Genomic DNA, 24,720 nt, shown 5'->3' on the forward strand with positions numbered 1-24,720 from the left:
CGGATGACGGCCCATCCGGACGCCGCACACCTCGTCCTCCTGGCTCTCGCCGGGCTCCTCGGCGGTATCGGGATCACGGCCATCGGGCCCGGCGGCGTGCTGCCTACGATCGGCCTGTTCCTCCTCACCGGCCTGTCACCGTCCGGTGTCGCCGGCACCGCGATCGTCACGCACGTCGCCACCGGCGTCCTGGGTACGGCGGCCTATACGCACTCGGGCCAGTTGAAGGCGGCGGCGACCCGCCGCTGCGCCGCCGTGCTCGCCCTGGCGGCGCTGGCCGGCACCCCGCTGGGCGTGCTGTGCAACACCCTGGTCGCGGGGCGCGGTTTCGGACTGCTGCTCGCCCTCGCCGTCACCGTCACCGGAGTACTGGTGTGGGTACGCGACCGGCGAGCCCCGCACGTGCCCGACGACCTGGTGAGCCCCGGCATTCCCCCCGTCCGCACGGCGGTGGTCGGTTTCGTCGTGTCACTGGCGGCGGGCCTGTTCGGGCTCGGCGGCCCGATGCTCGCCGTACCCCTGCTCGTCGTCTGCGGACTGCCGGTGCTGGCGGCGCTGGCCGCGGCTCAGGCGCAGTCGATCGTGATCGCGGGCGTGGGCACGGTGGCGTATGTGGTGCACGGCGATGTGGACTGGCCGCTGGCCGCTCTGGTGGGGGTGCCGGAGCTGGCCGGGGTCCTGATCGGCTGGCGCATCGCCCACCGGATTCCGGCCCGGCGCCTCAAGTACGCCTTGGTCGTGAGCCTGTTGGCGATGGCGCCCTACCTGGCCCTGCACGGCTGAGCCCGGTTCGCCGGAACAGGTCCGGCGGAACCCGTGAGCCGGGTTCCGCGGGTCCAGGTCCCGGTGTCAGCCGGGGAGTCCGGCCGTGACGGCCTTCGTCGAGCCGCCGTCGGTCGTGTCCATGGCGTAGAAGGCGACCTCGCCCCGGTTCTTCACCCCGATGCCCTCGGCGGGCACCCTTGTGATGCGTGTCCACCATCGCTGCGAGGTCGTACATCCGGCCGTGCGTATCGCCGATCACGGCGGTCGTGACATCGGGCTCCGGTTCGGCGGCGCCGACGATCCAGCGCCGGCAGCTCCGGCGCGGGGCCGGCCTCGTTCACCTGGAGAACGTCTGCGTCGAACCCGAAGTCGGGCGCGGCGAGCCGGCCCGGGCGGCCGTGAGGGCGAAGGCGGTGAACCTCGCCCTCGGGAGGCGGTGTGTGGTCGCACGGTCCCTCTTTCGGTCCGTTACGCGCCAGAAGGTCTACGGGACGAATCCGGACCGAGGGCAGGGGCCTGGGGTGGCGGGGTAGTCGACATGCCGTAAGAACGCCGGCCGGAAGGGCGGTTGACGCGTCCTCAGCCGTCGGAACCGCCCGTACCGAAGTACCGGTTCAGCGGCGGTTCCTGGGCGAGCACGGCGCCGATGGTGAACGCGAAGGTGAGCGCACCGCACACCACGATCAGCCAGGACAGCAGTGTGAGGACGAGTCCCAACGAGCCGTACTCCCCCAGAGCCCTGTTGAGTGCGCCCGGCATGTAGAGCCGGGCCGTGAGCGCGAGCGCGCTCGTGGCCGCGGCGGCCAGGAGGGCGCCCGGCAGCAGCGGCAGCCACCGGACCCGGTTGGCCAGCAGGAGGTGCTGGGTCCACAGCCACACCCCCGTACTGACGAGGAAGAAGACCGGGGCACCCAGCCACAGGCCGGCCCCGAAGCCGTTACGGAACGGTGCCTGCAGCAGCACCACGAGCAGGAGCACCAGCAGCCACACCGCCCAGCGCCAGGCCGCGATCCTGGTCCCGGCCCTCGGGAGCAGCCAGGCCCGCTCGCACACCCGGGCCATCGCCCGGCTGAAGCTCGTGGCCGACACCAGCGCCACGAGCGCGCCGACGATCCCGGTGGTCTCCCGCAGCCCTTCGGTGGCGGTCCGGCCCATGGCCTGCTGCAGTTCGCGGTCGGACGGGCCGGTCAGACCGAACATGGCCCTCAGGGACTCACCGAGCTGGTCCCGGACGCTCTGCGGGGCAAAGGCCGCGAGGGCGAACAGGAGCGGTACCGAGGCCAGGAACGCCTGGGCGGCGAGCCGGGTGCCCGCGTCCAGCAGATTGCCGCTCACCAGCCGGCTCGTCATCTCCGAGAGCACGGGGAACCGGCTCTCCGCCCCGCTCCGGAAGCCCTGCACCCGGCTCGTCCACGACATTGCGCCTCCCGATCCCGCCCCGACGTCCCGCCCCCCATTCGACGCAACCGCGCGTTCCGGGGCCACTCCGCTGTGCCGTACGGGGGAGCGAGCCGGTACCGGACGACAGCACCGCCACCGGCCGCGCGGACGGGTGAGGGCCTCGGCGCGGTCAGACGGAGCAGTGGGCCGGTCCGATGACGCCGTCGCTGCCGGTCACCGTCACCGCCTCGCCCCGGTCGGCCGTCCGGGCCTGGGCGGCGGTGCAGAAGAGCTGCTGGCGTGCGGATTCCGACAGCCCGGTGACCCGGGTGTTCAGGGTGACGCGCACGCCCTGCGCGCTCAGCTCGACGCCGATCTTGACCCGTTGTTCGGGCAGTTCGGAGCGGAGGCCCGCGTCACGCTCCGCTCCGGTAGGGCCCGAGAAGAGCAGACCGAGAGCCTTGGTCGCCCCCGCGGGCGGCTTCTCGCCGTACGGCAGCCCGGATCCGTCCTCCGCCCATTCGGCGTAGCGCACGACCGGCATCAGCCGGGACGCCGTCGACGAGGACACGAAGTACAGGACCGTGCCCAGTTGCCCCGCCGGTGCGACCTGCACGATCGCGGGTTCGCCCGCCTCGACGACCTCCGTGGCCCGGATGCCGCATCCCGCGGCCAGCAACGTCAGGGGCAGCAGCGCGCCGAGCACGCGCCCGCTCCTCATGCGCCCTCCAGCGGCAGCTCGACGGTGAACACCGCGCCCCCCGCGGGCCCGTTCGCCGCATGGACCGTGCCACCGTGCAGCCGGACGTTCTCCCGGGTGATCGCCAGGCCCAGTCCGCTGCCCGTCGACCGGGTGCGGGCCGCGTCGGCCTTGTAGAAGCGGTCGAAGATGTGCGGGAGCACGGCCGCGTCGATGCCCGGGCCGCTGTCCTCGACCTCGGTCACCAGCCGGGCCGCCCCGTCCCGCCGCCCGGTCCGCACCCGTACCGTGACGGGCTCGGCCCCGTGCCGGAGGGCGTTGCCGACCAGGTTCGCGATGACCACGTCGAAGCGGCGCGGGTCGAGCACCGCGCGTACGTCTTCGGGGAGTTCGGTACGGATCCGGTCCTCCCAGTGACGGGCCTGGAGGGTCTTGCGGATGGTCTCCGCCACGTCGACCTCGTCACTGTGGAGATCGACGGCCCCGGCGTCGAACCGCGAGATCTCCATCAGGTCCTCGACGAGCGTGGCGAGCTTTCCGGTCTCCGCGCTGATCAGCCGGACGGCCGCCGCGGTGTCGGGGCGCAGCCCGGCGGCGTCCTCGTCGAGGACCTCCGTGACGGCGAGCATGCCGGCGAGGGGGGTGCGCAGCTCGTGCGAGACGTCCGAGGCGAAGCGCCGGGCCCGTTCCTCGGCCCGGCGGAGCTCCTCGACGGACTCCGCGAGCTTGGTCGAGGAGTCGTTGAACGTCCGCGCCAGTCCGGCGAGTTCGTCGGATCCGCGCACCGTGATCCGGGTGTGCAGCTCGCCCCTGCCGATGCCCGCTGCGGCGCGGCGCAGATCACGTACCGGACGCAGGACGCTGCGTGCGGCGAGCAGGGCGGGGACCAGCGCGATGAGCAGGGCGGGCAGGGCTCCGTCGCGGGCCGCGCTGACCATGGCGGCGACGTTCGCCTCCTCGGTGGCCAGGGGCATCACGGCGTAGAGGACGAGTCCGGTGGGCTGGCGGCCGTCGCCGCGGTTGAAGAGGGTCGGCATGCCGACGGTCAGCCAGGGCTTGCCGTCCTTGACGACCCGCTGGAACGAGCCGTGGCTGTTCTCCCGGGAAGCCGCTCGCAGGGCGGCCGTGATCACGCTGGAGGTCGGCCGGTCCGAGGAGGAGACCCGCAGGTTCCCGTACTCGGCGAAGACGGTCCAGGGACGGGCCTTGCCGTCGCGGGCCAGGGCGAGACACATGTCGCGCAGCCCGAGCCGGTCCGGCGGGAGGTCGATGCCCCGTGCGCTGACCCGGTCGCGAAACTGGGCGACGGCGGTGTCCTGTGCCTGCTGCAGGATCGCCGAGCGCGCCTCGCGGTAGGTCAGGGTCGCCGTGGTGGCCGCGCTGACCGCGGCGACGAACAGGAACGCGGCTATCAGGCGGGTGCGCAGGCCGAACCGGGCGGAGACCAGCTTCATCCGAGCGGCCCGAATCGGTAGCCGAAGCCGCGGACGGTCTGGATGTAGCACGGGTTTCCCGCCACGTCCTCGATCTTCTGCCGGAGCCTGCGCACACAGGCGTCGACCAGCCGGGCGTCGCCGTGGTAGCTGTGCTCCCACACGTATTCGAGGAGTTGCTGGCGGCTGAAGACCTGTTCCGGCGCGGCCGACAGATGCAGCAGCAGTTTCAGCTCGGACGGGGCGAGCAGCAGCCGCTCCCCCGCCTTGGCGACGGTGAGGCCGACCCGGTCGACCGTCAGTGCCCCGTGGGTCTCGACGCCGCTGCGCCCGGCGGGTTCGGCGAGCCGCCGCAGCACCGCGCGGATCCTGGCCTCGATGACCTCGGTGCGGGCGGGCTTGACGATGTAGTCGTCCGCGCCCGCCTCCAGCCCCACGACGACGTCGAAGTCGTCGCCGCGTGCGGTGAGCATGATGATCGGCAGCTGGCTGGTCTCCCGGATGCGTCGGCAGACCTGGACGCCGTTCATGCCGGGCAGCATGAGGTCGAGCAGGACGAGTTCGGGGCGGAACTCGTCGAGCGCGGCCAGCCCGGCCTCACCCGTGCCGACGGTCCGCATCTCGTGCCCGCGCCTGCGCAGCCCCAGTTCGACCCCTTCCCGTACGGAGGGGTCGTCTTCGATCAACAGCACGCGAGGCATGGCGTCAGTATCCCAGCGGTCAAGGAGTGGATTCGAACAGTGTGGGCGGTGCCGGTGGTCGCTCAGCCGCGCCGCAGCCGGCCGCGTACGGCGCCCAGCGCGGTGCTGACCTCGGTCAGCCGCAGCGGGCGGGCCAGCAGGGCCACGACCAGGAAGAGGACCAGCACCCCGGCCCCTGCCGCGGCGAAGTCCCCGAGTCCCGCACCGCCCGTGTCGACGACCCGGGCCGCCCCGTACGCGAGCAGCCCCGCGGGCACGCACGCGGTCACCAGGCGGGCGTGCGCCCACACTCCCGGCGAGCGCAGCAGCGGGGGCCTCGGCGCACCGGAAGCGGCGACCCTGCGGTGCAGTACGTACGCGGTGACGGTGAACCCGGCGAACAGGGCCACGGAGTACGCCCCCGCCATTCCCGTCACCGCCCACCGCGCGGGCAGCAGCAGATAGGCGGCGACCGAGAGCCCCGCGTTGAGCGCGGCGATGACCAGGTTGAGGAGGAAGGGGGTTCGGGTGTCGCTCATCGCGTAGAAGCCCCGGGAGAGCACGTACTGACCGGAGTAGGCGATGAGTCCGGGAGCGAAGGCGGCCATCATGCCGGCCATCACGGTGATGTCGGCAGGACCGGTGTGTCCGTATCCGAACACCGACCCCATCACCCACGGGGCGAGAGCGAGCAGCGCGGCGGCGGCCGGGATCACGACGGCGGCGGAGGTCCGCAGCGCGTACGAGACGTCGCGCCGCACCCCGGCCAGGTCGCCGTCGGCGGCGGCCCGGCTCATCCGCGGCATCAGCGCGGTCACGAGGCTGACGGTCACGATGCCCTGCGGCACCACCCACAGCTGGAAGGCGTAGCTGTACGCGGTGTAGCCCGCGCCGCCCGCGACGTTCTGGTCCGCCGCGTGCTGGCCGGTGGCGGTGGAGAGCCGGGTCACCACCCAGTAGGCGGCCTGGTTGGTGAGCACCATCATGACGAGCCAGCCCGCCGCTCGCAGCGGCCGGGTGAGTCCGCTGCCGCGCCAGTCGAACCGGGGCCGCCAGCGGAACTTCGCGGCGCGCAGGGCGGGCACCAGCGCGAGCGTCTGCACGGCGATCCCGGCGGTGGTCCCCCAGCCGAGCCACTGTGCCTGCGCGGAGGTCAGTTCGCCGTCCGAGCTCGCCGCGGTCCAGAGGTAGAGCCCGAACACCGCGATGATCACGAGGTTGTTGAGGACGGGGGTCCACATCATGGCCCCGAACCGGTTGCGGGCGTTGAGTACTTGTCCGAGCAGGGTGAAGAGCCCGTAGAAGAGGATCTGGGGCAGGCAGTAGCGTGCCAGGGCGATGGTGAGTTCGGCCTGGTCCCCGTCGTACGTGGGGGCGTACACCGAGATGATCAGCGGGGCGCCGACGACGGCGAGCGCGGTAAGGGCGAGCAGCCCGACGGTGCAGAGGGTGAGCAGGCGATCGGTGTAGGCGGCCCCGCCGTCGGAGTGCTCCCGGGCGGCCCGGACGAGTTCGGGGACGAAGACGGCGTTGAGGGCGCCGCCGATCAGCAGCATGTACAGGATGTTGGGGACGGTGTTGGCGACCGTGTAGCCGTCGGCCCGCAGTCCGGTGCCGAGTGCGGCGACGACGACCGCCGAGCGTATGAACCCGGTCGCCCGCGAGACGACGGAACCGGCCGCCATGACGGCGCCGCTGCGCAGCACCGAGCCGGAGCCCTGGCGTTCGCGCTGTTCGGGGGCGACCGTGCCGGTGGTCGCGTCCGCGGCCGTCACCGGTGCGCCAGGTAGGCCTGGAAGGCCCGGTACAGCGTCTTGTTGGCGGTTCCGCCCACTGATGTCTCCCACTCTCCGAGCGTCTCCACGACCTGCCCGCCGGTGCCGAACTTCCAGCGCAGCAGCCCGAAGGGGCGGTCGTCGGGATCGAGGGTGGAGGATACCCCGCGCATGTCGTACACCTCCGCGCCCTGGGCCTGGGCGTCGAGCAGCATCTGCCACTGCAGGGCGTTGCTGGGACGGACCTCGCGGCGGTGGTCGGCGGACGCGCCCGTCTGGTACCAGACCCGGCGCCCGGTACTGATCATCGTGTGGGCGGCGAGGATCTCGCCCTCGTGCACGGCGAGGCAGAGCTTCATCCGGCCGGGCTGTTCGGCGTTGAGCACGGCGTACTGGCGCTGGTAGTAGGCCAGGGAACGGCCGAGCCGGAAACCGTCGCGTTCCTCGGTGATCCGCAGCAGGCGGTGGAACTCGGGGAGTTCGGCCGCGCTCCCGGTGACGATGCGCACCCCCGCCCGGCCGGCCTTGCGGACGTTGCGGCGCCACTCCTGGTTGAGCCCGGCCCACAGGTCGTCCGGGGTCCGTCCGGCGAGTGGCACCCGGAAGACGTACCGGGGCTGGGCGTCGGCGTCGTCGCCGTCACCGCCGCAGCGCCGCCAGCCACGGGCCCGCAGCCGGTCGGCCACGGCCGCGCCGAGCGGGTCGACCTCCCGCGCCAGTACGTCACCGACCGTGCGGCCGGGGCCGGTGGCGGCCTTGAGGCGGGCGGTGTCCCAGCTGCGGTAGGCCGGGGACGGCCCGATGCGTACGGCGAACGCCCCCGCGCCGCGCAGGTGCGTCATGAGGGGCCGCAGCCAGCGGTCGATCCCGGGATCGGCCCAGTCCGCCACCGGCCCTTCCGGTATATAGGCGAAGTATTTACGGGTGCCGGGGAATTGCCGGTAGAGAATCAGCGCGCTGCCGGCCAGTTCACCGCACTCGCCGATCCAGCCGACCCTTTCCGACGACCACTGGTCCTTCACACCGGCCCAGGACGGGTACTGGAGAAAGCTCGCGTCCGCTTGCGCGGCCAGGTGCGCGCGGTGCTCGGCGGCCGTCAGACCACGTATCCGTAGTTCCTGGTGACGGCTGCGGTCTCCGGTCGCGAGCAGCGCTGACATGTCCGTGGCCCTCCCTCGTGGGCCCCGCGGCGGTTCTGCGGGGCTGCACAGGATGCTCACAGCGGACCATGACCGGGCTGCGCGCCGGATGTGACCGGACGGTGACCGTTGCGCTGCGCTTCTTGTCACACACCGCATTCCCGTATTTCCACGGATTTACGGAACTTAGGCTCCGGTGCATTCCTCTTACTCGACGACAGAGCAAGGCCCAGGAGGTTTTCCGTTGATACCCGCCCTTCCCACATCAGCCGCTCGGCACACCGCCCGCTTCTCCTCGCCCCTCCGTCCCGCCCGGCTCGCCCTGACCGCCGGTACCGCGGTGCTCGGCCTCACGCTGACGGCCTGCTCCGGGGGCGCCGCGGCCTCGGGCCATGACGGCAAGGCGCAGGGCACGGGCTCCTCGAAGGCCGCGGAGACCCGGATCTCGGTGAACCTGCACGGCACCGCGGCCGCCGCGGGCCGGCCGGTGACGGTGACTCTGGCCGCCGGGAGACTGCGCACCGTCACGGTCTCGGCGGACGGCGGCGACGCCCTCACCGGCCGGCTCTCCCCCGGCGGCAGGACCTGGACCTCCGACCGGCCGGCGGCGCCCGGCACCACGTACCGCGTCGAGGTGAAGGACACCGGCGACGGCCGTGCCACGGCCGGGTTCACCACCGCGGCGGCCGGCACGGTGAACAAGCTGACCCTCGCTCCCGGAAAGAACACCACGGTCGGCATCGCCCAGCCGCTGTCCATCGTGTTCGACCACCCGGTGAAGAACAGGGCGGCGGTCGAGAAGGCGCTCAAGGTCTCCACCTCGAACGGCACCGAGGGCTCCTGGGGCTGGCTGCGGGACTACTCGGGCCGCGACCGCGTGGACTGGCGGCCCAAGGAGTACTGGAAGTCCGGCACGCGGATCACCCTGGACGCCGAACTCAACGGCGTCGACTCGGGCCCCTCCGGCGGCTGGTTCGTACGCGACTACGCGACGACGTTCACCGTCGGCAGCAGCCAGGTGGTCGAGGTGGACCTGGACCGTCACCGGCTGGCCCTGAAGCGGGACGGCAGGACGGTCATGGACGTGCCCGTGTCCGCCGGCACACCGGGTGGCGACAGGGCGTCCTGGCGGGGCACGGCCGTACTGATGGCGAAGGAGGGCACGATCAACATGCGCTCCGAGACGGTGGGCCTCGGCGACCTCTACGACAAGATGGTCGACTACTCGATGCGGCTGACCTGGTCGGGCATGTACGCCCATGCCGCGCCGTGGAACGCCGCGTACTTCGGGGTGGCCAACCACAGTTCGGGGTGTGTCGGCATGAGCGACGCCGACGCCGCCTCCCTCTACCGCCAGGCCCGCGTCGGCGACCCGTTCGAGATCACCGGCGCGGACGCCAAGGGCACGGTCGCGGAGGGCAACGGCTACGGGGCGTGGAACGTCTCCTGGTCCGACTGGCGGACCAGGAGCGCTCTCGGCTGACGGTACGGCGGGCACGGCCCGCATCACCGGTACGACCGGCACGCAGCTGACCTTCTCCCCGCCCGGCACGGGCCTTCGCAGGCGTCCGTGCCAGGTGCGAGAAGTGATCACCGGCTGCTGCCGGACGGGCGCCACTGCCCGGGACCGCCTCGCGACCGGTCCCGGCTACTGCGTTCGCGGCATCAGGGTGCCCGGTTGAGCCGGGCCGACGCCCGTCGCCTCCGTCTTCGGGTTGCGCCGCTGCCGCTTCGCCACCCAGGTGGCGAACCAGGAGAGCAGCATGCACATCCCGATGTAGATCGGCGAGATCACCATCACCACGGGGATGAAGGGCAGATCGTAGTCGAGGTTGGACGCGATGAGCTTGCCCGCGTGGAGGAATTCCTCGTAGGTGATCAGGTAGCCCAACGAGGTGTCCTTCAGGGCCACCACCAGCTGGCTGATGATGGTGGGCAGCATCGCGCGCACCGCCTGCGGGGCCAGGACGAAGGTCGTGACCTGCGTCTTGCGCATGCCCAGGGCGGACGCCGCCTCGCCCTGGCCGCGCTCCACCGAGTTGATGCCGGTACGGAACACCTCGGCGAGCACCGAGCCGTTGTACAGCGTCAGTCCGGCGACCAGGGCCGGCAGCGGCTGCACCTTCAGCGCGACGAAGATGAAGAAGATCATCACCAGGACGGGCATGGCGCGGAAGAACTCGACGAGGATCGTCGCCACCCAGCGCACCGGCCGGTGGTCGGAGAGCCTGCCCACCGCAAGAACGGCCCCGAGCGCCAGCGAGAGCACCGCGGCGTACGCGAACGCCTTGAGGGTGTTGCCGAGCCCGCGCAGCAGCAGTTCCTGAATGCCCTTGTACTCGAAGGGCGTCCATTTGTCGCTGGTGAACTGGTCGGTGTCGAAGAGCAGATAGATCACCCAGCCGACCAGGGCGAGGATCAGGATCGTCGAGACGATCCCGTAGATGAGGTGCCGCTTGCGGGTCTGCGGCCCCGGGATGTCGTACAGGACGGTCGCACTGGGGGTGGAGTGGGCGGTCATCGGGCGACTCCCCAGCGCTTTTCCAGCACGTTGAAGATCGCGCTGATGGTCAGAGTGATGATCAGGTACCCGACGGCGATCCAGACGAAGGTCCAGATGATGCTGTAGCCCAGCTCGTTGAGGGTTTTGTACGTACCGAGCAGTTCGGTGACGCTGAACGCCCCGGCGATCGCCGAGTTCTTGGCGAGTGCGATGAGCGTCGATCCGATCGGCGGGATCACCGAGCGGAACGCCTGCGGCAGCACCACGTTGCCGAGCGTCTGACCGAACGTCATGCCGAGGCTCCGTGCCGCCTCACCCTGCCCGGTGGGCACGGTGTTGATGCCGGACCGCAGCACCTCGCAGATGAACGCGGAGGTGTAACAGCCGAGGGCGAGGATCGCGAAGACGTTGAACGGCAGGACCAGGCCGAAGCGCGGCAGACCGAGCAGTACGGCGAAGAACAGCAGCGTCAGCGGAGTGTTGCGCAGCACGGTCACCCAGACCGTGCCGAGCACCCGGAGCGAGCCGACGGGCGCCACCCGGCAGGAGGCCATGACGAAACCGACGACCAACGCCAGGATCGAGGCGTAGAAGGTCAGTTCGACGGTTCCGAGGAAGCCCTTGCCGTAGAGCGAGAAGTTGTCGGTGAGTACGTCCATGTGTCGTGGCCGTCCTCTCAGTTCGCCGGGTAGCGGTCGATGGGCGGCGGCTTCGGCGCGGGCGCCCCGGAGAGGCCGAGCGTCGCCTCGAACGCCTTCTTCCAGTTGCCGTTCTTCTCGTTGGCCTCCAACGCATCATTGAGTGCGAACCGCAGCGCGTTGTCGCTGCGCGGGACCCCGATGCCGTACGGCTCCTCGGAGAACGGCTTGCCGACGACCTTCATCTCCTCGGGCGCCTTCGCCGCGAAGCCCAGCAGGATCGCGTCGTCGGTGGTGACGACGTCGACCTGGTACGTCAGCAGGTTGTCGACACAGATCGAGTACGTGTCGTAGGCGACGAGCTTCGCCTTCGGGTAGTCGGCGGCGATCCGCTGGTACGGGGTCGAACCGGCCGCCGAACAGACCGTCTTGCCGGCCAGGTCCTGCGGTCCGTGGATGTCGTCCTCGTCCGTACGGACCAACAGCCCCTGGCCCGCCATGTAGTAGGGACCCGCGAACCCGACGAGCTTCTTGCGCATGTCGTTGATGGTGTAGGTGCCGACGTAGTAGTCGATCTGCCCGTTCTGCAGGGCGGTCTCACGGTTGGCGGAGGCGATCGTCTTGAACCTGATCGTCTTCGGGTCGAAGCCCAGCGAGGCCGCCATCATCCGGGCGATCTCGATGTCGAAGCCGGAGTAGACACCCGTGGCCGGATCCTTCTCGCCGAGGTAGGGCTGGTCCTCCTTGGCTCCCACCCGCAGGTATCCGCGCTTCTTCGCCTGCCGCCAGGTCCTGGAGTCCGGCAGGCTGAAGGAGGTGTCAACCTTGTAGACCGGCAGCGCCTCGGCCTTCGGCCCCTTCACCGGCGGGCTGCCCTCCTTGCCGCAGCCCGCGGCGAGGACGGCCAGCAGCAGGCCGGCACAGGCGGCCAGTACTTTTCTCGTACGCAACACAGGGCCCCCCGTCAGTGCTTGAGGATCTTGGACAGGAAGTCCTTGGCTCGGTCGCTCTCCGGGGAGGTGAAGAAGTCCTCCGGGGTGCGGTCCTCGACGATCCGGCCGTCGGCCATGAACACGACGCGGTTGGCCGCGGAGCGGGCGAAGCCCATCTCGTGGGTGACGACGACCATGGTCATGCCCTCGCGGGCGAGCTGCTGCATCACCTCCAGCACCTCGTTGATCATCTCCGGGTCGAGGGCCGAGGTGGGCTCGTCGAAGAGGAGGGCCTTGGGGTCCATGGCGAGGGCGCGGGCGATGGCCACGCGCTGCTGCTGGCCGCCGGAGAGCTGGGCGGGGAACTTGTCGGCCTGACCGACGAGACCCACACGTTCCAGGAGCTCCCGGGACCGCCGGTCGGCCTCCTCCTTCTTCCGCTTGCGGACCTTGAGCTGCGCCAGCGAGACGTTGGCCAGCACGGTCTTGTGCGCGAACAGGTTGAACGACTGGAAGACCATGCCGACTTCGGCCCTCAGCTGTGCCAGTCCCTTGCCCTCCTCGGGGAGGGGTCTGCCGTCGATGGTGATGCGGCCCGACTCGATCGTCTCAAGGCGGTTGATGGTCCGGCAGAGCGTCGACTTTCCGGAGCCGGAGGGGCCGATGACCACCACCACCTCCCCGCGGCCGACGGTGAGATTGATGTCCTGCAGTACGTGCAACTTTCCGTAGAACTTATTGACGTCACGCAGCTCGATCAACGGATCGACGGCCATACGCTGCCCTACCCAAGTATCGCTTTGTCGAGGTCAGCGCAAACTATCCACCCCGGAAAGGGACTTCACACCCGACACGCGTAAATGGGTCATAAGGCGTTTTATCTCGCCGCACGGTGCGCACGGCCGCTCATCACCCTTCGGCCGACTCCGAGTACACCTGCGACAGCTCGGGGCTGCCCGTCAGCGCCCAGTCCAGACCGGCCTCGACCACATCGATCTCGCGCCCCGACGCGAGGCGCACCACGGGCTGGCCGCTGGGCCAGATGTGCCAGTGCGCACCGTCGACGTTGCGCACCAGGACCGTGCCCAGATAGAGCCCCGCGTCATTGCCGATCCAGGGAAGCTCCTCAGGATCGTCGCGCCAGCGCGGCGGCAACTGGTCCAGCGCCGCCAACGAGGCCGGGCTGTCGTCGAGTTCGAGCCCTCTGTCCCCCACCCGGACGCGGAGCAGCTCACATTCGGCGAGCAGCGCGGCCACGCCTTCCGGATCGGCCTCGACGGCGGCCGCGAGCCCCGCCTCCCGCGTTCCGTCGTGACGCTTACGCCAGTTGTCCAAGAAAGGGATGTTCATACCACTCAGGTTCCCATCCCTGCCCGGATCCGCACCACAGGGCGCGCGGCCTGTCGTTCGAGTGCTGAACACCACGCGTACGCCCCGCGTTCACCCGGACACGCTCCACGAACGCCGGGAACCGGGGTGAAGGAGGTGGAGGAGCCCGCCCCCGGCTGGTAGGTTCCCCCTTCATGAGCAGCCCCGAGTCCGACAGACGCTAGCCGCCGGTCCCCCGGTGGCTCCCCGCGTCCGCGCCCGACCGCCTTCGCGTCGGCACGGCTGTCGCGCTGCCGCCGTCCGGACCCATGCGATGCGGGTCGCACTCGGCACTGCGTACGGGTAAAGCTCTTCCCGGCACCGTCCGAGGGCATCACCCTCCCGGCACCGCACCGCACGGCTCTGCTGCCGCACCTCTGCCGTTCCACGGTTCTGCCGTTCTGCCGCGTTGCCGCTCGTCACGACGGGCGGGTGCGGCCCGCATCCCCGACCGGTTCTGTCCATCAGCCGTCCATGGGGTTCTTCATGCCGTTTTCCGTCTACGCTCTCGGGCTCGCCGTCTTCGCCCAGGGCACGTCCGAGTTCATGCTGTCCGGCCTGCTGTCGGGCATCTCCGAGGACCTGCACGTCTCCATTCCCGCCGCGGGGCTGCTGACCTCGGCCTTCGCCGTGGGCATGGTCATCGGGGCGCCCGCGATGGCGCTCCTGGGCCGGAACTGGCCGCGCCGCCGTGCCCTGTTGTCCTTCCTCTGCGTCTTCGCCGCCGTGCACGTCGTCGGTGCGGTCACCTCCAGTTACGGGGTGCTGCTGGCGACGCGAGCCGTCGCGGCGGTGGCCAATGCCGGGTTCTGGGCCGTCGCCCTGGTCACCGCGGTCGCCCTGGCCGGACCCGAGGCACGAGCGCGGGCCACGTCCGTGGTGGTCGGCGGTGTCACCGTCGCCTGTGTGGCGGGGGTGCCCGCAGGAGCGTGGCTGGGCGGTCAGTGGGGGTGGCGTGCGGCGTTCTGGGCCGTGGCCCTCGTCGCGCTGCCGGCGCTCGCCGTGATCGCGGCGACGATTCCGGCGGGGCGGCCCGCGGCCACTCCGCCGAGCGCGTACGCCGAACTGCGGACCCTTGCCGGGCCCCGGCTGCTCCTGACCCTGCTCACAAGCGCGCTCGTCCAGGGAGCGACGTTCTGCGCGTTCTCCTACCTCGAACCCGTCGCCCGGGACATCACGGGACTCGGCGCCGCGTGGGTGCCCGCCCTGCTCGCTCTGTTCGGTGTGGGCTCGTTCATCGGGGTCGCCGTCTGTGGCCGGGTCATCGACTCCCGGCCGCTCGCCCCGACCGTGGCCGGCCTGGTGGCCCTCACCCTCGGGTGGGCTCTGTTCGCTTCGGCCGCCGGCAGCCCCGTGGCGGTGGTTCCGCTCGTCCTCGTCCAGGGCATGCTCGCGTTCGGCACCGGGACCGCGCTGATCACCCACGTGTTCCGGCTGGCGGGTGGCGCGCCGACCCTGGCCGGTTCGTTCTCCACCGCGGCGTTCAACGTGGGCGCCGCGCTCGGGCCCTGGCTCGGTGGGCTGGCCATCGGCGCGGGGTTCGGTTTCCGGTCGCCGCTGTGGGTGAGCGCGCTGCTCATGGTTCTGGCGCTGGCCACCGCGGCCGCCGCCCTGGGCCGTCGTCCGGTCCGGGCGCCGGACCCGGCACGGGACTCCGCCGTACACGTGCGCGGACAGGGGAGTTCGGATGGCTGAGCACCATGCCGAGGTGGCCGTTCGTCCGCTCGGTGACGGACGGGAACGAGACCGTGCCGACGGTCACCGTGGGCGGAAGGGCCGTGGTGAATCCGTCGATGCGCCAAGTGCGGGAGGTCGTGCGTGCTCAGACGCCGCAGGCGGGCGCCCGAGCACGGACCCTGCTCAGAGTTCGAGGTCGACGACCACCGGGGCGTGGTCGGAGGCGCCCTTGCCCTTGCGCTCCTCGCGGTCCACGTAACTGTCCTTGACTGCGGCCGTGAACGGGGCGTTGCCGTAGACGAGGTCGATCCGCATGCCCTTGTTCTTCGGGAAGCGCAGCTCGCGGTAGTCCCAGAAGGTGTACGGGCGGTCGTACTTCAGCGGGCGGGGCATCACGTCGGCGAGGCCCTCCTCGCGCAGGGTGGCGAGGGCGGCCCGCTCGGCGGGGGTGACATGGGTGGCGCCCTCGAAGAGGGCCGGGTCCCACACGTCCTCGTCGGTCGGGGCCACGTTGAAGTCGCCGAGGACGGCGAACGGCTGCGCCCCGGCGGCGTCCGCCGCCACCGCCTTCTGCAGTGCCTCGAACCAGCGCAGCTTGTACGCGTAGTGCTCGTGCTCGACCTCGCGGCCGTTGGGCACGTAGACCGACCAGAGACGGACCGGCCCGCAGGTCGCGCTGATCGCCCGGGGCTCCTGCACGCCGTCGTAGTCGGGGCCGCCGGGCAGCCCCGTCACGACGTCGGCGAGGCCGACGCGGGAGACCAGCGCCACACCGTTCCACCGGCCCGTGGCGTTGACCGCGGACTCGTAGCCGGCCTCACGGAGCGCGTCGGCCGGGAACTGCTCGGCCGTGCACTTGGTCTCCTGGATGCACAGCACGTCCGTGCCGGTGCTCTCCAGCCAGGCCAGCAGCCTCGGCAGGCGGGCGGTGATCGAATTGACGTTCCAGGTGGCGATGCGCATGTACGTAAACCTAGCGGCTCCCACTGACAGTGGCGGGGGCGGCGCCCGTCACACGCCGGTCGACTCCCCCGGGGCCAGCCGGGCGTGGTCCGCGCCGGCCAGGTTGCCGATGGTGGTGTCGTAGATCGGGCGGGCCAGATCCGTGAGCAGCGCGTCGTGGATGTCGATGGCGCGGCGCGGCTCGACCTCGCGGAGGTAGTCGACCACCTCGGAGATCTTGCTCCAGGGCGCCATCACCGGAAGCAGCAGCGTGTCGACCGGCTGCTCCGGCACGGTGAGGGCGTCGCCGGGGTGGAAGACGGACCCGTCCACCAGGTAGCCGACGTTCGTGATCCGCGGAAGGTCCGGGTGGATCACGGCATGCAGCTCGCCGTGCACCTGGACGTCGAACCCGGCGGCCGAGAAGGTGTCGCCGTGCCCGACGGTGTGGACACGCCCCGGAAACGCGGCCGCGAGCTTCTCGGCCACACTGCGCAGCGTCCAGATCTCGGCGGCCGGGTCGGCCTCCAGTCCGGCCCGCAACCGCTCCTCGTTGAAGTGGTCGGGGTGCTCGTGCGTCACCAGGATCGCCTGGGCGCCGATCGCGGCGTCCTGCTCCGAGAACCCGCCCGGGTCGATGACGAGCGTGCGCCCGTCCTTCTCCAGTCGGACGCAGGAGTGGGACTGCTTGGTCAGCGTGAGCGCGAGCGGCTCGGAGTTCTGGGCGTTCATACGGCCCATCCTGCTACGCGGGAGGCGTCGTTTCGGCCTGAATCACGGACTGGGCGATCCTGAAAGCGGCACCGGCGGCCGGAATCCCGCAGTACACGGCGGTCTGCAGCAGCACTTCCCTGATCTCGGCCGGGGTGAGTCCGTTGCGCAGGGCGGCGCTGACGTGAGCGGCCAGGCCCTCCAGGTGTCCGGAGGCGACCAGCGCGGTCAGCGTGACGCTGCTGCGGGTGCGCCGGTCAAGGCCCTCCCGGCCCCAGACCTCGCCCCAGGCGTAGCGGGTGACGAACTCCTGGAAGTCGCCGGTGAAGTCGTCGGCGGCGGCCATGACCCCGTCCACATGGGCGTCACCGAGCACCTCACGGCGGATCTTCATACCCCGCCCGTACGGGTCGGCGCGCCCACCGGTCTCCGCTTCGGGCTGCGCGGTGGCCGCGGTGAGCTCCGCGACGGGCAGCACAGGAGCGGAGAGCCTGGGTGCGAACGAGGTCGCGGGAATCGCGGCCAGGGTGTCCTGCCAGGCCGTGGAGAAGTGCGTGAGCAGAAGGTCGGTGACGGCTCCCGGCTGCTCGACGGGAGCCAGGTGTGAGGCGCCCGGGACGAGGGCGAGCCGTGCGTCGGGTATGCCCGCGACCAGGGTCCGGGCGTCACCGGGACCGGTGACCTGGTCCTCGGCACCGACCAGGACGAGCGTGGGAACACCGATCCTGCCGAGCTCACCGCGGATGTCGAAGGCCGCCAGGGCCTCGCAGGCGGCGATGTAGCAGCCGGGATCGGTGGTACGGACCATCTGGACGGCCCATTCGACGATGGCCGGCTGCGCAGCGGCGAAGCCCGGCGTGAACCAGCGCTCCGGCGCGGTGCGCGCCATCGGCTCCAGCCCGTTGGTACGGACGATCACCCCGCGCTGACGGAATTCGTCGGCGCTGCCGAACCGGGCCGAGGACGCCACCAGAGCCAGCGAGGCGAGCCTCTGCGGGTGGCGCAGCGCGAGGTCGGCGCCGATCGCACCGCCGATGGAGCAGCCCGCGTAGCCGAAACGCTGCACCCCGAGTCCGTCGAGCGTCGCCATCAGCCGGTCCGCGAGCTCCCCGACGCCGATGGCGGGATGCGCGGGCGCGCCGCCGTGCCCCGGGAGGTCGTAGCGGAAGACTCTCCAGTGCTGGGTGAGCTCGGGTATCTGCCGGTCCCACATGTGCCATGTAGTACCGAGGGAGGGGCCTATGACGAGGACCGGGGCATCTTCTGGCCCGTCAAAGCGGTATTGCAGGGTGTTCGGAGGTGTCTCGCTCACCCGCCCGACCCTCTCATCTGTCACGACAGCCCCTATGATCGGGGGTCTGGTTCCAGCTATCCGACCAGGTGAAAGACCTCCCGGGCAGCCTAGCGTTTCAGGTAAAGGACGTTCCTGCGTCGGGTCCTGCCCTCCTTGATCCGACGCTCAGGTGACCCTCAGCGCGTGGGGCGACCCGCTTGCACATGTGCACAATGCGGTGGAGTGCAGCATTTTGCTTGACGGCGGCCGCCGGCGGTTGAGGCGACGGGACCGCCGGCGTCCCGAGGAACGCTCGACGGACTGGCACCGCGCAGCGCGGCGAGGGACGCCTCGCTGTTCAGCCGCGTATCCCCGATGCGGTCTACTCCCAAGCCACCTCCCGCACAGGCCGACGGCGGAGGGACTTCGGAGCAGGTGCCGCGCTGGACACAGTTGAACTGAGCATGCCGCCGTCCCTCCGATCCGATGACGCGTCGCGTTGCCGGTACCGGGCCACGTCGGACGGTCAGGAACGTGAGGACGCCATATCATTCGGCAGGCCCCTATTGGGACACACCCCGTCGGCCCGGCACCGACAACGCACCATCCCCGGTCAACGGCCGACAATGTGACAACAGGACACCTCGGTCAGACGAGTCATGAGTCAGACCCCAGACCCGGGACAGCACCCACCTATACTCCCGACCCTCACTGCACGTCGAAGCCGGTGTTCCAACCTGACGGCCAGTTGAGAACATTTGACAGTTGATGCCCAGCACCGACAAGACATGCGCGAAGACGAACATCGGCTACGCACCGTGCGGCAGGTCTTCTGACCACGCAGCCACCTCCTCAGCCAGAGAAGTGGGGTTGGCCCGCGGCCGGCCCACACTCTCGGCGCGTAGGTGCAGTCGGTGCGTGACCGGCCGCGCCTCCGCGTCCTACTCGCTCAGACCCACGACCCCCCAGCCTCGCCGGGCTGCTTCGGACAGGACGTGGCCCCAGTCGTCCAACAAGTCGGTGAAACCGTCGAATTCGCCGACCCACCCACGGGAAACGGCGGCATGCTCGTCGAAGGCCCCACGCAGCCCGCCGAGCAGCGGACGTACCCGACCCCACGTCGCGGCCAGTTCCCGCACGCTGTCCGGCGACCGCGCGAGCAGCACGCCATAGGAGACGGCGGGGTCATCGTCGAAAAAGCCCGGATCCATGTGCTCTGCCTCGCCGTCCAGCCCTCTCCAGATCAGCCCGAGCAGCAACGTGTCCAACCCGGTCCGCAGCAGCGGGTCGGCGTGGTCGCGTACGGACTCCCACCGCTCCCCGGCCCAGAAGTGCGCCTTGAACGAGCCGGCGGTCCGCCGGAACTCGTAGACGGCGAAGGAGTCGCTGTGCGGTCCCCGTGGCCATTCCCAGTCGCCTTCGGGCGCCGGTGCGTCGTGATCCCACATCCCGGTCTCGTCGTCGTACCAGGCGTCCCTCAACCGCGAGAGCCTCTGCCTTGGCGCGACCTCACCCAGCCACGACCAGTCGGCAATCAGCACCGTGATGTCCAATCCCATGCCCGTGACCGTATCGATCACCCAGGACACCGATCCGTCGGCGGGCGTCGCCTCGGTCAGCTGCTCGGACGCGTTCGCCGGAGGCATGCCTCGGGGCGTATGAGGTGGCGCAGCGTCACGTCCTGCTCATCCGGATCCCAGGCTTTGATCTGGACGAAGAGACGCCGGCTGCCGTCGAGCCGAAGGCCCTCGGGCAGTGAACTTCACAGCTGTCTCGACGGGTCAGAACCCGTGCCGGCCACTCCGGTGCGCGATTCCTACCCGGCAACTGAGCCGCGCCCGCTCCCACCCGACGCGGCCACGGGCAGGCATGGATTCCAGGTCGGTTCATTCACCGGGCGGGCGCCGCCACGGCTGTCATTCCGCTGCAGGTCAAACGCCATCCCGGCCTGCCCACACCCACCCTCCTGCAACAACCTTTGGCTTCGTCACGATAGAACTGTCGCCACCTGCCGCTCTGCTTGGACGACAGCGTTTCTAACAATTGAGATCTGTCGACATCGGCGACCTCGCCATTTCGCGCAGGTCCAGCCCCGCGCTACTTCGTAGGCTTGCTCACCAAAACTCTGTGGGGGCTTCGGTGCGCGATTCGATGCCAGCCGTGGCGATCTCCCCACGGTTGTGAGCAAGAGTCCACAGGATGAGCCCCGGCAGCCCGCAGGCATCGGCACGCCGGGCCGTCAGCGGGCGTACACGATCTCACCGCCCACCACCGTCAGGTCGATCGCCGCGTCTCGCAGCGCCTCCGCGGGCGCGGCGAACACGTCCTGCGACACCACTGCGAAGTCCGCATACTTGCCGACGGTTACCGAACCCCGGTCATTCTCGCAGAAGTTGGCGTACGCGCTGCCCAGCGTGTACGCCTCCACGGCCTCCTCCAGGGTGATGGCCTGCTCGGGGACCCAGGCGCGGCCACCGTCACGGTCGCGCCGGGTGACCGCCGTGTAGAGGTGGGCCAGCGGATCCATCTCTGCGACGTTCCAGTCGCTGGAGAACGCCAGCGTCGTACCGGCGTCGCGCAGCGAACGGAACGCCCAGGCATGCGCCCAGCGGTCCTGACCGACGCCCTCCGCCCAGTCCTTGCCCGGCCCGGCCACATCCGGCGCGCCGTGCCGGGGCTGCATGCAGGCGACCACGCCGAGCCGGGCGAACCGGTCGACGTCACCGGGGTGCAGGCACTCCACGTGTACGAGTTGGTGGCGGGCATCGCGCGGGCCGTTGGCGCGGCGGGCTGCCTCGTGCGCGTCGAGCGCGACCCGGATGCCCCGGTCGCCCGTGGCGTGCGTGAAGGTCTGGAATCCACGCCGGTCGAGCTCGGTGAGGACGGCGGCGAACTCCTCGGGGTCGTAGAACGTGCGGCCCGAGTTGCCCGGCTCGTTGGCGTACGGCTCCAGCAGGGCGGCGGTGTGGGGTTCGACGACGTCGTCGATGTACAGCTTCAGCGGGCCCACCCGGAACTGGTCGTCGTCGAACTTCTTCGCCGCTGCGGCAAATTCGTCCAGCTCGGCCGCCGTGGTGCCGCGCCCATGGAACAGCGCCGCGATCAGCCGTGAGCGCAGTCTGCCCTCGCCGCGCGCCCGCTCGAACAGCGGCAGGTCGTCCAGCGAGTTCTGCGGCTCGACCACGGTGGTGAGGCCGCTCTCCGCCGCCATGTCGAGAGAGCGGCACAGCCGGTGGTAGCGCCGGCTGTCGCCCGCCCACGGTAGGAACTCCGCGAGCGCCCGTTGCCCGTCCCGGGCCAGTCCCAGCACCGCGAACCCGGTGAGGAAGCCCGTCGGTTCGCCGGTCGCCGGGTCCTTCTCCACCACGCCGAACGGCAATCGCTCGGTGTCCCGGGTGACGCCGAGCCGACGCAGCGCCGCCGTGTTCAGCCACACACTGTGCACGTCGTAAGTGAGCACGAACGCGGGCCGGTCACCCGTAACCACGTCCAGGTCGGCGGCCGTGGGCATCCGGCCGCCGGGAATCGCGCCGTAGTCGAAAGCCTCCGCCTCGATCCAGTCGGCCCCCGGGTGGGCCGCGGCCCAGGCGGCGATCCGCCGGTGCACTTCCGCGAGGCTGTCGGCGCCCGCCAGCTGGGCGCTGTCCTCGTCGGATCCGAGCCGTACGTGGTTGTGCGCGTCGACGAATCCCGGCAGCAGCAGCCGGCCACACAGATCGACGACCTCGGTGGAGGAGGCCGCCACCGCCGACACCTCGGCGGCCGAGCCGACCATGGTGATGCGGCCGCCGGTCACGGCCACCGCCTCGGCTCGCGGCCGGGTGCGGTCCACCGTATGGACGGTGCCGCCGGTGAGGATCAGGTCGGGGGCCGGGACGTGAGATGTGGGCATGCGGGACTCCATGGCGTGGCGCGGGTCGGAAGAGGAGCTCTGGTCGGGCGTTGCCGGCCCGGCCCGCAGGTGGATGCGCGGGCCGGGCCGGCAGCGGGTTGCGGCGCCCGGCGGGCCGTCAGGCGGGACTCGGGGCGGTCAGCAGATGCGGTACGTCGATGGTGCCGCCCGCCTCCGCGAACTCACGCCGTACCGCAGCCCGCAGCCCGGCGTCGGCCAGGAAGTCGGCGGCGGTGCGGGCCAGTGCCGCCGCACCGTCGAGCACGGCGGTGTCTGCCTCGGGACCTTGCGCGTACGCCGCGAACTCAGCGGTGTGCAGGGCCGTTCCGGTCGGCGCGATCGACAGCATCGGGTGGATCGCCGGGATGCGTACGCTGATGTTGCCCAGATCCGTGGAGCCGTGGGCGCTGTCCGGTGCCGCTCTCCCGGACACGACGGTCCTGCCTCGGCCGGTCAGGTGCACCGCGAACGTCGAGGCGAGCGTGTCGTTGTTGCGTACCGGCAGACATGGCGGGCAGTCGTCCCAGCGCACGGTCGCGCGGGTGCCCGTCATCGCTGCGGCGCCCTCGAAGATCCGCTGGACCCGGTCGGAGAGTTCCGCGAGTGACTCGACGGTGGCCGACCGCAGATAGAAGTGGGCCTCGGCGCGCTCGGGTACCACGTTGGGACGTGTGCCGCCGTCGGTGATCACACCGTGTACCCGGTCGGACGGCAGCATGTGCTGGCGCAGCGCGGAGACGCCCTGGTACGCGGCGACCACCGCGTCCAGCGCGTTGCGCCCCATGAACGGGGCGCCGGAGGCGTGCGCGGCCAGGCCGGTGTATTCGACCACCACCTCGCGCAGCCCCAGGAACGGGGCATCGGCCAGGTCGGGCCCCGCGAAGGGGTGGATCATCACGGCCGCGTCAATTTCTTCGAACGCGCCTGAGCGGGCCAGGAGTTCTTTGCCGGTGCCGTTCTCCTCGGCGGGCGTGCCGAGGAGAACGGCGGTGCCGCCGGTCTCAGCAACCACGGTGGTCAGTGCCAGGAAGGCGCCGACCGCGCTGGCGCAGATGATGTTGTGGCCGCATCCGTGTCCGATGCCCGGGAGCGCGTCGTACTCGGCGAGCACGGCGATGGTGGGTCCGGAGCCTGATCCGGCCGTGGCGCGCAGCGCCGTCGGCAGACCGTGCACGCCGAGTTCCGTCGTGATGCCGTGGGCGCGCAGGAGCTCTACGACGCGGGCGGCGGCGCGGTGTTCCTCGAAGCCCGGCTCGGGGTCCTCGTGCAGTGCGTGGCTGAGCGCCAGCACCTCGGCATGGCGCTCGGCCACAGCGGTGTCGATCCGGGCGTGCACCGCCTCGCCCGCCCCGTCGTGGGGGGAGTCCCAGGCGGGTGCGGCGGCAGCGGCACGCTCTGCCGCGCGGGCGGCCCGCTCCAGGTGGGCGCGGCCCGCCGGCGAGGCGCTGGGCGGTGTGGTGGACGAGTTCATCGGGTCCCTTGCAGAAGAGTGTCGGCCGTGGCCGCGGTGGTGGTGGTGCCGGTTTTGGTGTCCGGCCGGTACGCCAGCACGCAGACGATGCTGATCAGGGTCATCACGGCGAAGAGGACGGCCACCGGGGTCCAGGAGGCCCCCGACCCGCCGGCCAGCCACTGCGCGAGCGGCGGGACGATGCCTCCGCCGAGGAGGCCGGCGATCTGGTAGCCGAGGGACAGGCCGGTGTAGCGGATCCGGGGTGGGAACCACTCGCTGATCATCGTGCCGACGGTTGCGTAGGCGATGGTGCTGGCGAGCATGCCGAGTCCCATGCCCGCCCACAGCCCTACGACGCTCTGTGACCCGGCGAGCCAGAACATCGGGAAGGCGACCACGAGGTGCGCGGACATCCCGATCAGGGTGATGCGCCGCACGCCGTACCGGTCGGCGAGCAGCGCCGTGAGCGGTGTGAAGACGATCACCACGACTGAGGCGAACATGCCGGCGGCGGACGTCTCGGCGTCGGTGAACCCGAGGTGTGCCACGGCATACGCGGACATGAAGGTGACAATGACGTAGAAGCCGCCGATGGTGATGAGGAACGCTCCGATGGCCAGCAGCCAGGTGCGCCAGGAGGAACGTGCGACGTTCAGCAGGGGCAGTTTCCCGGCGAGGTCACCACCTTCCTTCTCCTGTCGCAGCGCTTCCTTGATCTCGGGTGACTCTTCGAGCTGAGTGCGGATGATCAGCCCGGTGAGGACGAGCACACTCGACAACAGGAAGGGGATGCGCCAGGTCCACGCGAGGAGGGCGTCGTGTCCCGGCAGCGCGGCAAGTGTGAAGGCGCCGGTGGCGAGGAAGAAGCCGATCCCGTCGCCGATCTGCGGGAACGATCCGTACAGGGCTTTGCGGCCCGGCGGTGCGTTCTCCACCGCGTACAGGACGGCACCGCCCCATTCACCGCCGACGGCCAGGGACTGTGTGATCCGGATGAGCAGGAGCAGTGCCGGGGCGAGGCCGCCGGCCACCGCGTAGCTCGGCAGCACACCGATCAGGAAGGTGGACACGCCCATCAGGAGCAGGGAGCCGATGAGCGCGCGCTTGCGACCGTACCGGTCGCCGATGTGTCCGAAGAGGATGGCGCCGACCGGCCGGCCGAGCGAGCCCACGGCCAAGGTGGCGAAGGAGCTGAGCACGCCGAGCGCGGGACTCATGTCGGGGAAGAACAGTTTGGGGAAGACCAGGGCGGCCGCGGTGCTGTAGATGCCGAAGTCGTACCACTCCACGCTGGTGCCGATCAGCGTGGCGGTCGCGATGCGCAGCGGACTTTGCCGGCGTTCGGTGGCCGGTGGTGCGGGGTGCGTCATGGGCCGGGGCTCCTTCTGAGGGCAGGACGGCAGACCGCGAGGGAGCGGGGGGTGGTGGTGCTGACGGCCGACCGGGGATACGCAGACCA

21 protein-coding genes are annotated in these 24,720 nt (G+C 70.7%); 3 read left to right on the forward strand and 18 right to left on the reverse strand.

All coding sequences use genetic code 11. The features are described from left to right. Positions 1 to 3: 3 nt before the first annotated feature. Positions 4 to 783 (forward strand): sulfite exporter TauE/SafE family protein, encoded by a 780-nt coding sequence (locus OG959_RS04035; protein WP_326656633.1) that lies wholly within the window; start codon positions 4 to 6, stop codon positions 781 to 783. Positions 784 to 1,344: 561 nt separating this feature from the next. Here OG959_RS04035 and OG959_RS04040 read toward each other — a convergent pair. The 6 genes from OG959_RS04040 to OG959_RS04065 form a co-directional block, all read right to left on the reverse strand. Continuing rightward, positions 1,345 to 2,184, reverse strand: coding sequence for a YhjD/YihY/BrkB family envelope integrity protein (locus OG959_RS04040; RefSeq protein ID WP_326656634.1), 840 nt, complete (start codon positions 2,182 to 2,184; stop codon positions 1,345 to 1,347). A gap of 151 nt (positions 2,185 to 2,335) precedes the next feature. After that, positions 2,336 to 2,866 carry a hypothetical protein gene (locus tag OG959_RS04045; RefSeq protein WP_326656637.1) on the reverse strand — a complete coding sequence of 177 codons (531 nt, stop codon included), beginning with the start codon at positions 2,864 to 2,866 and terminating at the stop codon, positions 2,336 to 2,338. After that, entirely contained in the window at positions 2,863 to 4,299 is a 1,437-nt protein-coding gene (locus OG959_RS04050; RefSeq protein WP_326656639.1) for a HAMP domain-containing sensor histidine kinase, read from the reverse strand. The genes OG959_RS04045 and OG959_RS04050 overlap by 4 nt, the downstream gene beginning before the upstream one ends. After that, positions 4,296 to 4,979, reverse strand: a complete 684-nt coding sequence (locus OG959_RS04055) for a response regulator transcription factor (RefSeq protein WP_326656640.1) — start codon at positions 4,977 to 4,979, stop codon at positions 4,296 to 4,298. The genes OG959_RS04050 and OG959_RS04055 overlap by 4 nt, the downstream gene beginning before the upstream one ends. 62 nt (positions 4,980 to 5,041) lie before the next feature. Next, complete coding sequence (gene murJ, locus OG959_RS04060) at positions 5,042 to 6,733, reverse strand: murein biosynthesis integral membrane protein MurJ (protein ID WP_326656641.1); 1,692 nt, start codon at positions 6,731 to 6,733, stop codon at positions 5,042 to 5,044. Then, a complete protein-coding gene (locus OG959_RS04065; protein ID WP_326656642.1) occupies positions 6,730 to 7,893 on the reverse strand; it encodes a lipid II:glycine glycyltransferase FemX in 1,164 nt (387 codons plus the stop codon). Before OG959_RS04065 ends, murJ begins: the two co-directional genes overlap by 4 nt. Positions 7,894 to 8,116: 223 nt before the next feature. On the opposite strand from OG959_RS04065, the gene OG959_RS04070 reads away from it, so the two are divergent. Further along, complete coding sequence (locus tag OG959_RS04070) at positions 8,117 to 9,355, forward strand: L,D-transpeptidase (RefSeq protein ID WP_326656643.1); 1,239 nt, start codon at positions 8,117 to 8,119, stop codon at positions 9,353 to 9,355. Positions 9,356 to 9,520: 165 nt separating this feature from the next. On the opposite strand, the gene OG959_RS04075 is transcribed toward OG959_RS04070, so the two are convergent. The 5 genes from OG959_RS04075 to OG959_RS04095 form a co-directional block, all read right to left on the reverse strand. Continuing rightward, the gene (locus tag OG959_RS04075) at positions 9,521 to 10,393 is read right to left on the reverse strand and encodes an amino acid ABC transporter permease (RefSeq protein ID WP_326656644.1); all 873 of its coding nucleotides are present in this window, start codon (positions 10,391 to 10,393) and stop codon (positions 9,521 to 9,523) included. Next, positions 10,390 to 11,034: an amino acid ABC transporter permease gene (locus OG959_RS04080; RefSeq protein ID WP_326656645.1), complete on the reverse strand. Its 645-nt coding sequence runs from the start codon at positions 11,032 to 11,034 to the stop codon at positions 10,390 to 10,392. The genes OG959_RS04075 and OG959_RS04080 overlap by 4 nt, the downstream gene beginning before the upstream one ends. Before the next feature lie 17 nt (positions 11,035 to 11,051). After that, the gene (locus OG959_RS04085; protein WP_326656646.1) at positions 11,052 to 11,963 is read right to left on the reverse strand and encodes a glutamate ABC transporter substrate-binding protein; all 912 of its coding nucleotides are present in this window, start codon (positions 11,961 to 11,963) and stop codon (positions 11,052 to 11,054) included. A 14-nt stretch (positions 11,964 to 11,977) separates the two neighbouring features. Further along, on the reverse strand, positions 11,978 to 12,721 hold the full coding sequence (locus tag OG959_RS04090) for an amino acid ABC transporter ATP-binding protein (protein WP_326656647.1): 744 nt from the start codon (positions 12,719 to 12,721) through the stop codon (positions 11,978 to 11,980). 133 nt (positions 12,722 to 12,854) lie between these two features. After that, positions 12,855 to 13,295: a DUF6278 family protein gene (locus OG959_RS04095; protein ID WP_326656648.1), complete on the reverse strand. Its 441-nt coding sequence runs from the start codon at positions 13,293 to 13,295 to the stop codon at positions 12,855 to 12,857. 504 nt (positions 13,296 to 13,799) lie between these two features. Here OG959_RS04095 and OG959_RS04100 point away from each other — a divergent pair. Beyond that, complete coding sequence (locus OG959_RS04100) at positions 13,800 to 15,008, forward strand: Cmx/CmrA family chloramphenicol efflux MFS transporter (protein WP_326656649.1); 1,209 nt, start codon at positions 13,800 to 13,802, stop codon at positions 15,006 to 15,008. Positions 15,009 to 15,173: 165 nt separating this feature from the next. Here the strand turns inward: OG959_RS04100 and OG959_RS04105 are convergent, their stop codons facing one another. The 7 genes from OG959_RS04105 to OG959_RS04135 all read right to left on the reverse strand — a co-directional run bounded on the left by OG959_RS04105 (position 15,174) and on the right by OG959_RS04135 (position 24,631). Next, entirely contained in the window at positions 15,174 to 15,953 is a 780-nt protein-coding gene (locus tag OG959_RS04105; protein WP_219568445.1) for an exodeoxyribonuclease III, read from the reverse strand. A 48-nt stretch (positions 15,954 to 16,001) separates the two neighbouring features. Then, positions 16,002 to 16,664 carry an MBL fold metallo-hydrolase gene (locus OG959_RS04110; protein ID WP_326656650.1) on the reverse strand — a complete coding sequence of 221 codons (663 nt, stop codon included), beginning with the start codon at positions 16,662 to 16,664 and terminating at the stop codon, positions 16,002 to 16,004. Positions 16,665 to 16,677: 13 nt separating this feature from the next. Continuing rightward, positions 16,678 to 17,955, reverse strand: a complete 1,278-nt coding sequence (gene pcaDC / locus OG959_RS04115) for a bifunctional 3-oxoadipate enol-lactonase/4-carboxymuconolactone decarboxylase PcaDC (RefSeq protein ID WP_326656651.1) — start codon at positions 17,953 to 17,955, stop codon at positions 16,678 to 16,680. A gap of 902 nt (positions 17,956 to 18,857) precedes the next feature. Then, positions 18,858 to 19,562, reverse strand: a complete 705-nt coding sequence (locus tag OG959_RS04120; RefSeq protein ID WP_326656652.1) for a hypothetical protein — start codon at positions 19,560 to 19,562, stop codon at positions 18,858 to 18,860. Positions 19,563 to 20,155: 593 nt separating this feature from the next. Next, entirely contained in the window at positions 20,156 to 21,808 is a 1,653-nt protein-coding gene (locus OG959_RS04125) for an amidohydrolase (RefSeq protein ID WP_326656653.1), read from the reverse strand. Positions 21,809 to 21,926: 118 nt separating this feature from the next. Then, entirely contained in the window at positions 21,927 to 23,279 is a 1,353-nt protein-coding gene (locus OG959_RS04130; protein ID WP_326656654.1) for a M20 family metallopeptidase, read from the reverse strand. Further along, positions 23,276 to 24,631, reverse strand: a complete 1,356-nt coding sequence (locus OG959_RS04135; RefSeq protein WP_326656655.1) for an MFS transporter — start codon at positions 24,629 to 24,631, stop codon at positions 23,276 to 23,278. The genes OG959_RS04130 and OG959_RS04135 overlap by 4 nt, the downstream gene beginning before the upstream one ends. Positions 24,632 to 24,720: the final 89 nt, after the last annotated feature.

Source organism: Streptomyces sp. NBC_00385 (genome assembly GCF_035917155.1).
Taxonomy (GTDB): Bacteria; Actinomycetota; Actinomycetes; order Streptomycetales; family Streptomycetaceae; genus Streptomyces; species Streptomyces poriferorum.